This window comes from Clostridium sp. JS66 (genome assembly GCF_033561535.1).
In the GTDB taxonomy this organism is placed as follows: domain Bacteria; phylum Bacillota; class Clostridia; order Clostridiales; family Clostridiaceae; genus Clostridium_AM; species Clostridium_AM carboxidivorans.
Genome location: NZ_CP131467.1, coordinates 3,511,887 through 3,523,945, shown reverse-complemented (window position 1 = coordinate 3,523,945; position 12,059 = coordinate 3,511,887). Strand labels below are relative to the sequence as shown.

The window sequence follows — 12,059 nt, the reverse complement described above, 5'->3', positions numbered from 1 at the left end:
GTGACTATGAATAAAACTAGAATAACAAGCCATCAGTTATTTGCATTGACCGCAAATTATTCATGTGGAAGTTCCATTATTATCGTGTCTGCCAGTCTTGCAGGAATAGCAAAACAGGATGCATGGATTTGTACAATATTAACACCTTTATTTGGTTTGTTTTTTGTCTGGATGTATCATTATTTAGCTATACTATATCCTAATAAATCCTATGTTGATATAATTTGTTCAGTATTTGGAAAATGGTGTGGAAGTTTTATATCTGCTGCTTTTGTGTTTATTTGTTTATTAGATGTACCACAAATTACATGGTATGTTGGAAATTTTATTACAAAACAAAGTTTAATAAATACTCCTATATATGTGGTAAATACGATTGTAATTATTGCTCTTGTAACAGGGGCATTATATGGTATTGAAGCAATAGCACGTGCTTCAGAGATATTTATTTATATTGTTTCATTTATGTTTATATTGTCACTTATGCTGGTTAGTCCTAATGCTAAGTTTGAAAATTTATTGCCCATTTTAGAGAAAGGGATTACTCCTATTTTAAAAGGAGCAGTTCTTTTAACAAGTTATACTACCTGGCCACTAGTTGTTTTAAACATGATATATCCACTAAATGTCAGTAATATAAAAAATACACGCAAGCCTTTATTTATAGGATATCTATGGGGATCTTTTATTATTCTCATGTATAACGGTATGTCCATTCTAGTTTTAGGCAGTAATATTGCGGCAAATTCAGCATTCCCAACGTATCTACTTGCAAAAGAAATTAACATTGGTGTTGTTTTTACTAGAATGGAAGCAATCATATCAGCATCTTGGATCATAACGTTATTTTTTAAGGCATTATTATATTTTTATGGAGGAATTATAGGTATTTCACAATTACTTGGACTCAAGGATTATAGAAAAATAGTATTGCCACTTGGATTAATATTGACAGTGTTTTCTAATATTGTTTATCCTAATAGTACCTATGAAGCAAAATGGGATAGTACTACATGGGTAGTATGGATAGGTACATTTGCTGTTGTATTACCAATAATGATATTAATTATAAGTATAATGAAAAATAAAATGAGAGTAAAGTAATTTAATGTAGTATGTAGAATTTTTTATGAGGTACTGGTATGGATAGAATAAAAATCACAAGTCATCAGTTATTTTCACTAATTGCTAATTGTGCAATTGGAGGACCGATTATTGTTATTGCTTCAGTAGTAGCAAGTATAGCAAAACAGGATGCATGGATTTCGGTAGTATTTGCTGAATTTTTTGGCATTTTGTTAATTTGGATTATTTGGTTTTTGGGTAGTCAGTATCCTAATATGACATTAATTTACATAATAAAACAAATATTAGGTAAATGGATTGGAACTATTGTTGCAGCTAGTTTTGTGTTTTTATGTTTAACAATTGCTTATCATCTTCCTTGGTATATTGGCGATTTTGTAACCACACAAGCGATGCCACAAACACCAGCATATGCTATAAATTTATTATTTGTAATAGTAGTTTCTATAAGTATACTATATGGAATAGAAACAATTGCTCGTGCTTCAGAACTATTTATATATATTGTTTCAATTTTATTTTTTATAGCAATGATTCTTGTTTCGCCAAATGCAAAAATAGAGAATATACAGCCTATATTTGAAAATGGCATTATTACAATATTAAAGGGGTCAGTTATTTTGTCATGCGTATTTACATTTCATTTAATTATTTTGATGATGATATATCCAATTAACATTGACAATATATTAGAAGCTAAAAGATCACTTTTGAAAGGTTATTTATGGGCTGGTCTTATAATTTTTATAACAACCCTTATGTCAATACTGGTACTGGGAGGTCCAGTAGCCGCTGTCTCCCAGTTTCCTACATATTTACTTGCTAAAGAAATAAGAGTGGGTAGTGTATTGACACGTCTTGAATTTATAATTGCTGTTATATGGATTATTACACTATTTATGATAGGCACATTATTTTTTTATGCAGGTGTGATAGGACTTTCACAATTATTGAAATTGAAAGACCACAAATTGATAGTTATGCCGTTGGGACTTATCATATCAGTTATGTCAGTGGTTGTTTTTCCAGATGCTATATATCAGAAAAATTGGATTAATCTTATCTGGACTCCTTATATTATTACATATGGAGTGATTCTACCTGTTACATTACTTATTGTTTTTTTGATAAAAAAATATATATTTAAAGTAGATGTAAAGACATAGTGAATCTAGTTATATTACCATCAGTAATACTGGAGATAAACATGATAAAAAAGTGGTAGGAAAATAAAGCAATCTAATATGGTATGTAGAGTTTTTTAATGAGGTATTTGTATGGATAAAATAAAAATCACAAATCATCAATTGTTTTCATTAACCGTTAGTGCTTCATTTGGAGGCACAATTATTGTACTGAGTGCTGTAATAGCAAGTATATCAAAACAGGATTCATGGATTGCAGTACTATTTGAGCCTGTAATTGGGATACCAGTTTTATGGATATATTGGTTTTTAGGTAGTAAATATCCAAACATGACATTGATTGGAGTTATGAGGGAGATATTAGGTAAGTGGATTGGTTCAATTATTGCAGCTGGTTATGTGTTTTTGTGTATAATGTCTAGTTATTGTCTCCCTTGGTATGTTGGTAATTTTTTAACTACTGAGACTATGCCTCAAACACCATTATATATAATTAATTTAATATTTGTATTAGGTGTTGTAATTGGAGTACTATATGGACTGGAAACAATTGCACGGGTATCTGAATTATTTATATTTGCCTCTTCAGCTTTGTTTATTTTTGCAATGCTTGTTGTATTACCTAATGCTAAGCTTCAAAATCTGCAACCTGTGCTTGAAAATGGTATTATTCCAATTTTAAAAAGCCTAGTTTTTCTGACATGTTATCTTACATTTCCTTTAATTACTATAATGATGATATATCCAATCAATGTTAATGATATATTAGAAGCTAAAAAATCAATTTTCAAAGGATATATGTGGTCTTGTTTTTTATTTTTTATTGCAATGTTTATGTCAATATTAGTGCTTGGAAGTAAAATAACTTCTGTATCTCAGTATCCTACATATTTGATTGCTAAGGAAATAAATATTGGTATAGTATTTACTCGTATGGAATTTATAATTGCTGGAGTATGGATTGCTACAGAGTTTATGATAAATATAATATTTTTTTATTCTGGAATAACAGGGCTTTCTGAATTATTAGGATTAAAAAATTATAGAGAGCTAGTTATACCACTTGGATTAATCGTATCAATAGTATCAGAATTTGTTTTTAAAGATCCTATTCATCAAGGAAATTTTAATGCTTTTGGATGGGCTCCTTATGGTATTACATATGGTTTAGTTATACCAATTTTATTACTTATTGTTTGGAAAATAAAGAATATGTTGTACAAAAGAATTTAAAGGATGAGATTATTGTTTAAAAGTCATGCTATTCTATTGTAATAAATCCAATAGCTATAACTGGTAGAATTTAAAAACACAATAAGCAAAAATAAATGTAATTAAAGGAGAAAGATAACATAATATTGCATAAGGAGCATAGGCTGAAGTAGGAACTCCCGTTGTTATAAATATAAATAATGAATTTACATTCCATGGAATAAGGGGAGCAATAATTGCACCAGTGTCAGCCATAGTTCTGGCTAAAGTAGAATTTTTAATTCCTAACTCTTTATATTTATCACTTAAAAGTTTTCCTGGAAGTATTATGCCAACGCTTTGATCACTTATGGCTGTTAAGGCACCACTTATAAATCCTGTTTTTAAAATAAGTTCTTCACTTGATTTAATTTTAAAAGTTATTTTTTTAATTATAGGGATTATAAGCCCAGTTTCTTGAAATATGCTGCTTAAGCTGACTGCACCTGCTATTATAAGCAATACAGGTATCATAGACAGCATACCACCACTAACTAATACTGTATTTAATTGAACAGAATTGGTATTTATACTGTAGCCACTTAATACAGCTGCAATAATATGATTAAAACCTGCCTTTTGAAAAACAATAGACACAACTATTCCGGCAATTAATGCTAAAAATACTGATTTTAACATTTTAATTCCTAAAAATGACATGATTATAATACTTAAGGGTAGAAGCAATATTAAAGGTGAAACAACAAAGTTTTTATCAATAGCATACATAAAGTTATCTATATTAGAATTTGCAGCAACTATACTATACTTTTTTCCTATAAAATAATATATTGATGCAGATATAAAATAAGTTGGAATTAATGTCTTTAGTATGGATATTATGGCTTCCTTATAACTTATTTTTACAGTTTCAAGGGTAAGGTTAAAGAGATTTGATAAGGGAGAACTCTTATCTGCTATAAAAGCGCCTGAAACTATGGCTCCTAAAAGAATATAATTAGGTATACCAAATATTTTTGATAGTGCTAATAATGCAATTCCTATACTGCTTATGGTTCCAAATGCTGTACCCATAAATATTGATACTATTGATGTAAGTACAAAAGCAGAAAATAGAAAATTTGTACCCTGCATATATTTAAGTCCATAGTACAGCATAGTTGGTACAACTCCAGAAGACATCCATATAGAAACCATGGCTCCAATTAATGCCATTAAAATAAAAAGGGATTTACATTCATAAAGTCCTTTCCTTATCATGGTTAAAAGCTCGATTATTGAAAAGCCGCTTTTTACGCACAAGTATATGGAAATAATTATGCTAGCAAGAAAACCATAAAATAAGGATATGTTTAATATAATACAGCTAATAATTGAAATAAGGGTAAATACTAAAATAATGTAAGTGTACTTTTCGGAAATTTTATTTTTATTCATGAACCATCCCACCAATCCTTTCTAAATGAAAATTTTAAGAATTTAATCATTTACTAAGCCATTCCAGTATATTTCCCATGAAACTTTAAATTTTTGATTAAATCTTTCAATTCCTCCATACATCAATGCTACCAATAGTCCATCCAAAATAGTCAAAAAAGAAAGAGTAGCTCTTTCAGCTTTTTTCGAAAAAGCTTCTTCACTTAAAAATAATTTATTTAGTAACTTTTCAAGTTCTGAAAAGTATAACTTGAAATTATAAACAACTTCTTCTCTTAAATGAACTGGCGGCATATAAGCCATACGCAGTACAAATTTCATATTACATTCCTCATTGTTTACATATCGTTCTTTAAATTTTAATATAAAATCTTCCAAATAGCTTTTTAAGTCAGAATGATAATGAGAAAAAAACTGATGTAAAAATTTAGTTTCTTCATCAATAACCTCTTTCATAACTGTAAGAAATAGTTCATCCTTGCTTTTAAAATGAGAATAAATTGATTGTTTTTTTATTCCAACTTCTTTAGCAATGTCAGAAAGTGAAGCACCATCATAGCCTTTTTCTGTAAAGTTTAGTAAAGCAGCTTTCTTTATTTCTTTAATAGTCATTTAAGTTCCTCCTTACGACCGTTCGTAAATTTATTCCATAATATAATAAATATTTGGAAAAGTCAACCTTAATAATGTTAATATTTGTTGTTATGGCAGATGTATGGTTAAAAAATACATGATGTAGTTTGTATTAAGGGAGTATAAGTGATGTTAATAATATAAATATTTTTACTTAGGAAAACACAAAATAAAAATATGTATTTGTTCAAAGAAACAATAAGGAAGTGAAGTTATGGATAAAAATAAATGTATTAATAATAGTGGTTTAATATCAAAATCTTATTGGCTTGATTCAACTTATGAAACAAAGTATCCTATTTTAAAGGAAGATATTGAAACTGATATTGCAATTATAGGAGGAGGTATTACAGGCATTACTGCTGCTATTCTTTTAAAAGAGGAAGGTTTTAAAGTTGGGTTATTTGAAGCAGATAGGATAGCTCAAGGAACTACAGGTCATACTACTGCCTATGTTACTTCACAACACGATATAATATACAATGATTTAATAAACAGTATGGGAAATGAAAAAGCTAGACAATATGCAGAAGCTAATGAAGGTGCTATAGATTTTATAGAGAACATGGTGAACAAATATAATATTGACTGTGATTTTTATAGGCTGCCAGCATATATTTATACCACAGAGGAAAATTATGTTGATACTATAAAAAAAGAAGCTGAAGCAGCTAAAAGCTTAGGAATAAATGCAAAGTATGTTGAAAATTTAGATTTGCCATTTCAAATAAAAGGTGCATTATGTTTCGAAAACCAAGGCCAATTTCATCCTAGAAAATATCTTCTTAAAATTGCAGAAAATATTCCAGGCAGCGGAAGCGAAGTATATGAACATACAAGAATTGTAGATATAGAACATGATGAAGTATATACTTTGATAACAGATACAGGTATTAAGATAAAAGCTCAAAAGGTGGTTTTGGCTTCTCATTTTCCTTTTTATGATGGTCTAGGCTTATACTTTGCAAAACTGCGTCCACAAAGGTCATATGTAATAACTGCAAAAATAAGGGATCAATTACCAAAAGGCACTTTTGTAGATGCAGGAGAAGCAGGATGGTATTTCCGTTCACAAAAATACAGAGATGGTGAGATGATAATTATAGGAGGTCAAGATCACAAAACTGCTCATGGCAATGATATGGAAGAATGATATATGAATTTAAAAAATTATGCTGAAAACACTTTTAATATTGAAAAGTTCATGTATGTATGGTCAACCCAGGATTACATAACCGTAGACGGTATTCCTTATGTAGGTAATCTAACTTCCTCCTCAAAAAACATTTATGTTGCCACAGGTTATGGTGAGTGGGGGATGACAAATGGAACAGCTGCTGCAAATATAATAAGGGATCTTATTGTTAAAAACGAAAGTCCTTATGAAGATGTGTATAATCCTTCACGTAGAATTATAACTCAAGGAATTAAAAATTTAGTTAAAGAAAATTTTGATGTTGCAAAGGAATTAATAAAGGGAAAACTTGAAATAGGCCAGTATAGCGCTGATTTAGAAAATGATGAGGGAAAGGTAATAGATGTTCATGGAGAAAGATATGGTGTATATAGAGATAAAAATGGTAAATTACATTTAGTTGATATAACATGTACACATTTAGGGTGTGAACTAAGATGGAACAGTGCAGAAAAATCATGGGATTGTCCTTGTCATGGTTCAAGGTTTACATTTGAAGGTGATATTATAGAAGGTCCGGCTGTAACAAGGTTAAATCACTATGGGGAAGGAAAAAATACTATTGATTCAAATGCATTTTAGATATGTTTTGTAATATTAAAAGAAAATAATAATGAATAAAATTAAAGCATGATAAAAGGTGAAAATAGCATTTTAAGCTAAAATTCACCTTTTATTTATAGATTTATAAGGTTACTTAAAAAGTATATTTGAAATTTCTTCATAACTTCTACATAAGTATTATGTATATTATAATCATTAAATATGTTTGTACTATAAGGACTACACCTATATATACCTAGTTTAAACAAAAATATAAAAATTTCATAGTAATAATACACTAATGAGGTGAATTTATGAGTATAAAAAATATAAGATTAAAAGTATATAATATGACATGTACATCTTGTGAAAAAAGTATAGAAAGAACATTAAAAAGATTAGTAGGAGTTTTTAATGTTAAAGCCAATTATAATGAACAATATGTAGAAATAGAATATGACTCTGAACTTTGCAACTTAAAGGATATAAAAAGCTCTATACATAGTGCAGGCTATAGCACTGAAAATTCTTCTAATCTAGGGATTGCTGGAATATTAATAGTGGTGCTCACTATTATTTTTATAGGTAATTCTACTAGTGGTTTTGATATGAACAATATGCTTAAAGGAGCCACATATTTTGTACTCTTTGTAGTGGGAGTACTTACCTCTATACATTGTGTAGGAATGTGTGGCGGAATAATGCTTCCTCAAAGTTTATCCAATGAGAGTACCAATAAATTTCAAGCAATTAAACCTGCACTTCTCTATAATATTGGAAGAGTAATATCATATACAATTTTAGGTGGAATTATTGGCGCTTTAGGATCTATACTTTCACTATCTATAAAAACTCAAGCTGCTCTTCAAATTTTTGCTGGTTTATTTATGATTATTATGGGATTTAACATGGCTGGATTTAGTTTATTTAGAAGACTTCAAATAAGACTTCCTTGGAACTTTTGTTCTTTAAAAAGTAAACCTAAAGCTCCATTTATTGTAGGAATTTTAAATGGATTAATGCCTTGTGGACCTCTTCAAACTATGCAATTATATGCACTTGGCACAGGTAGTGCTGTTAAAGGAGCATTTTCAATGTTTATATTTGCACTAGGTACAGTGCCTTTAATGCTGACCTTTGGTGCAGTTTCAGGAATATTAAGAAAGGGATATACTAAAAAGATTTTAAAGGTTAGTGGCGTACTTGTGATTGTTTTAGGACTTATAATGGGTAATAGAGGTCTATCTTTGGCTGGAGTACCCGTAAGTTCTCTTTTACCTAGCAACAATGAATCACTTGCAGCGTCTAGTTCTAATAGTACTAAAGCTATTTTGAAAGATGGAATTCAGGTAGTATCCATTACTGCAGATGGAAATGGTTATACGCCTAATGTTATATATGTAAAGAAAGATGTGACTGTTAAGTTAATAATAAATGGAAAACAAATAAACTCTTGTAATAATGCAATTGTAATTCCTTCTTTGAATATAAGAAAAGAATTAAATAATGGTGAAAATATAATAGAATTTACACCAAAGGATAAAAATATAAACTTTAGCTGCTGGATGGGTATGATAACAGGTGTAATTCGAGTAGTGGACAACCTAGATTCTGTTGATACATCTAAACCAGATCCTTCTGCTCCGCCAACTAGAGGAGGAAATTGTTGTAGTTCCATGCCTGGTGGCAATTCAACAAATGTACAACAAACTCCAAGTGTATATGGAAATAATTTAAGTGAGGTTGAAACTAAAACTTTAGTTAATACTGCAATGATAGTTGGCAACAATCAAAGTGCTGCAATAAAGGGAATTGGTTATGAGTTTAAGCCTCTTATAGTCGTAGTGAATAAAAATATAAAAACTAAAATAACCTTTGATTTAACTGAATTTGATAATGCAGATGGAAAATTTGAGCTAGTATCAGCTAAAACTGCAGAAACTTTTAAATCATTTAATGGAAAAAAAGGAATTGTAGATTTAGATATTACTTTTAATGAGGCAGAAGGATATGGAATAGTAAAAGACGGTAAAATTTTAGGCGTCATACAAGTTGTTGATGATATTAAAAAGGCTGATTTGGAAAGTATCAGAAAGTCATATATACAATAGAAAAAGAATCTCACTGTACTTATAGATCATTAAAAAATCTATAACATAGTGAGATCTTTTTTTAGAATTAAATTTTCATTTGGAATAATTGTTGAATTTTACACCATGTTATCCATCTTTCTGCATTCATTAGCACATTGACGACATGCATCTGCACACATTTTGCAATGTTCTTGAGGGAATTTATTACATTCTGAAGCACATTCATCACAAATTGTTGCACATGAACTACAAAGCTCATTTACGTGAAAACTTCTTCTAGACATTGCACAGGCAGCAGTTGAACAAATTTCTGCACAATCAACTAAATCCATTATGCAGTGCTCTCTTGCCTTTACATCTGCTTCTAGTAGACACATTCTGAAACATTCTTGACATAATTGTGCACATTTATTGCAAGCATCAATACAAGCCTGATATTGAGTGCTTGGAGCCATTAAAGTTGCATTCATAATTCAAATCCTCCTTAAAATCTTTTATATCTATATTTACAAGTTTTATTTTGTACTAAACAATTTAACTTTATGCATTTAATACAATATATATAAAATAGCCTAATGAAAAAATTACTTTAACATTAGGCTGTTTTTAAATGTTAATTAATTGCTTTAAATCGTATAGTAAATATAGATCCTTTACCTTCTTCGCTTTCAACATTAATGTAAGCTGAATGTAAAGTTAAAATGTCTTTTACTATGGTTAAACCTAGTCCACTTCCTTCAATTTTATTTCTACTTTTATCTCCTCTGTAAAGCCTTTCAAATATAAAAGGTAAATCCTCCTTCTGAATTCCAATTCCAGTATCTCTTATACTAACAATAATTTCTTCTTTTACTCTGGCTAAATTAACCCAAATTTTTCCACTACAGTTTGAAAATTTTATTGCATTAGATAGAAGGTTAATAAATACCTGTTTTAATTTATCTGCATCTCCAAATATATTATAGTTTTTACCTGATTTTGTATTGTAGATTAGCTCTATGTCTTTTTCATTTAATGCAATTGAAAAATCATCACATATTGAGGATAATAGCTCATTTAAAGGTACTTTTTCTTTATTAATAGAAATTGTTTCTGACTCAAATTTTTTTAGAGTATTTAGATTATTTAAAAGTTTACCAAATCTAATAACTTCATCATTTAAAGCTACTAGTTGTTCTGTATTTACGGGAAAAACTCCATCAATCATAGCTTCTAAGTTATTTTGAAGAATATTTAACGGAGTTCTTATTTCATGAGATATGTCAGAAATTAGTCTTTTTCTTAATAGGTCCTGATGCTTAAGTTTTTCTCCTAAAGTATTTATGCTGCTTTTAAGTTTTTCAATTTCCAGTATATCTGTTTTTACATTAGTCCTAGAATTATAATTTCCATTAGATAGGTTTACAGATATATTAGATACTTCTCTTATGGGAACTGAAAATTGCTTTGAAATATAAAGGCTTATAATTATTACAATGAGAAGGCTTAAAAAGATACTAGCACCAATTCCTTTGTTAATGGATAACTTAAAATTTATGTCTTCAGTAGATAATAATACTGAAGAATATTGGCCTATTTCTACATATCCAACAGTACTTCTATTATATTTAATTGGAAAACTGTTTGTAATATAAACACCACTTTTGTTGCTTAAAGCTTTAAAATGTTCTTTACCTTTAATATCATTTGGATCCATCATCCAGATCATTTTTTTATTTAAATCCAGGAGAGTTAAACAATAATCACTCATATATGCTTCATGTTTCATTTCACTTCCTGAATTTGATGTCCATTTTTTATCCCTTTTATAAACTTCTTCAAAGTACTGCACTATTCTATTATTCCTCTTATTTTGAATATCTATCATGTATTTATTAAATTTATTGTTTATTGTAACATTTACAAAAATAGCAGTTAGAAGCGCAGCTAGTACACAGCAAATTAAAATTATAATACTCAGCTTTTTTCTAATACTATACATTAGCTTTCACCACCAAACTTATAGCCAAGTTTTGTAACTGTCAGTACATATTTAGGATTTTTGCTGTCTTCCTCTATTTTTTTTCTTATATTTTTTATATGAACATCTACTGTTCTATCAAAACCTTCAAAGTCCATACCGAAAACTCTATCAATTAACTGTTCTCTAGTAAGAACTTTTCCTTTATTCATTGCAAGAGCGTATAAAATATCAAATTCATTAGGAGTTAGAGAAACTTCAAGTCCTTTAACTTTTACAATTCTGCTATCTTTATGAATTTCTAAATTTCCATTATCAAAGCATAAAATGGAACTATTATTTGATACCAATCTTCTAAATAATGAATTAACTCTTGCCACCAATTCCCTTGGGCTAAAAGGTTTAACTAAATACTCATCAGCACCGGTATTAAGACCTTCTATTCTGTCTTCCAATGAAGATTTAGCAGTGAGCATAAATATATATACATCAGATTTATTTCTTATAATTTTACATATTTCTTCTCCTTGAATATCTGGCAGCATTAAATCAAGTATTATCAAGTTAAATTCAACTGAATCAAATAGCTCTAAAGCTTTTAGCCCTGTAGTTGATGTATACACTTCGTAGCCTTCTTTTTCTAAATAAGCCTTTTGAACATTAGATATTTTTTCTTCATCTTCTACTATAAGAATTTTATTCATATTAGTCACCTCAAGTCATATTAGTATACTACTTTTTATAATAGCTAAATT

Annotated in this window: 9 protein-coding genes and 1 pseudogene; 5 read left to right on the top strand and 5 right to left on the bottom strand. The window is 29.1% G+C overall.

Annotation, left to right across the window (positions count from 1 at the left end; genetic code table 11):
• The first annotated feature begins 6 nt into the window (after positions 1-6).
• From Q6H37_RS16275 to Q6H37_RS16265, 3 genes are all read left to right on the top strand, one after another.
• Positions 7-1,104 (top strand): endospore germination permease, encoded by a 1,098-nt coding sequence (locus tag Q6H37_RS16275; protein ID WP_318734030.1) that lies wholly within the window; start codon positions 7-9, stop codon positions 1,102-1,104.
• A 38-nt stretch (positions 1,105-1,142) separates the two neighbouring features.
• Complete coding sequence (locus Q6H37_RS16270) at positions 1,143-2,252, top strand: endospore germination permease (RefSeq protein WP_318734028.1); 1,110 nt, start codon at positions 1,143-1,145, stop codon at positions 2,250-2,252.
• A gap of 111 nt (positions 2,253-2,363) precedes the next feature.
• Positions 2,364-3,464, top strand: a complete 1,101-nt coding sequence (locus Q6H37_RS16265; protein ID WP_318734026.1) for an endospore germination permease — start codon at positions 2,364-2,366, stop codon at positions 3,462-3,464.
• A 54-nt stretch (positions 3,465-3,518) separates the two neighbouring features.
• On the opposite strand, the gene Q6H37_RS16260 is transcribed toward Q6H37_RS16265, so the two are convergent.
• Positions 3,519-4,880 carry a Na+/H+ antiporter NhaC family protein gene (locus Q6H37_RS16260; protein ID WP_318734024.1) on the bottom strand — a complete coding sequence of 454 codons (1,362 nt, stop codon included), beginning with the start codon at positions 4,878-4,880 and terminating at the stop codon, positions 3,519-3,521.
• Between the two features lie 42 nt (positions 4,881-4,922).
• A complete protein-coding gene (locus Q6H37_RS16255; protein ID WP_318734022.1) occupies positions 4,923-5,492 on the bottom strand; it encodes a TetR/AcrR family transcriptional regulator in 570 nt (189 codons plus the stop codon).
• 235 nt (positions 5,493-5,727) lie between these two features.
• Between Q6H37_RS16255 and Q6H37_RS16250 the strand changes: the two are divergent.
• A pseudogene (locus Q6H37_RS16250) lies at positions 5,728-7,290 on the top strand (FAD-dependent oxidoreductase).
• 275 nt (positions 7,291-7,565) lie between these two features.
• The gene (locus Q6H37_RS16245) at positions 7,566-9,362 is read left to right on the top strand and encodes a sulfite exporter TauE/SafE family protein (protein ID WP_318734020.1); all 1,797 of its coding nucleotides are present in this window, start codon (positions 7,566-7,568) and stop codon (positions 9,360-9,362) included.
• Positions 9,363-9,460: 98 nt separating this feature from the next.
• Here Q6H37_RS16245 and Q6H37_RS16240 read toward each other — a convergent pair whose 3' ends face one another.
• The 3 genes from Q6H37_RS16240 to Q6H37_RS16230 all read right to left on the bottom strand — a co-directional run bounded on the left by Q6H37_RS16240 (position 9,461) and on the right by Q6H37_RS16230 (position 12,008).
• On the bottom strand, positions 9,461-9,814 hold the full coding sequence (locus tag Q6H37_RS16240) for a four-helix bundle copper-binding protein (protein WP_318734018.1): 354 nt from the start codon (positions 9,812-9,814) through the stop codon (positions 9,461-9,463).
• Between the two features lie 143 nt (positions 9,815-9,957).
• Complete coding sequence (locus tag Q6H37_RS16235; RefSeq protein WP_318734016.1) at positions 9,958-11,325, bottom strand: sensor histidine kinase; 1,368 nt, start codon at positions 11,323-11,325, stop codon at positions 9,958-9,960.
• Positions 11,325-12,008: a response regulator transcription factor gene (locus Q6H37_RS16230; RefSeq protein ID WP_318734014.1), complete on the bottom strand. Its 684-nt coding sequence runs from the start codon at positions 12,006-12,008 to the stop codon at positions 11,325-11,327. Before Q6H37_RS16230 ends, Q6H37_RS16235 begins: the two co-directional genes overlap by 1 nt.
• Positions 12,009-12,059: the final 51 nt, after the last annotated feature.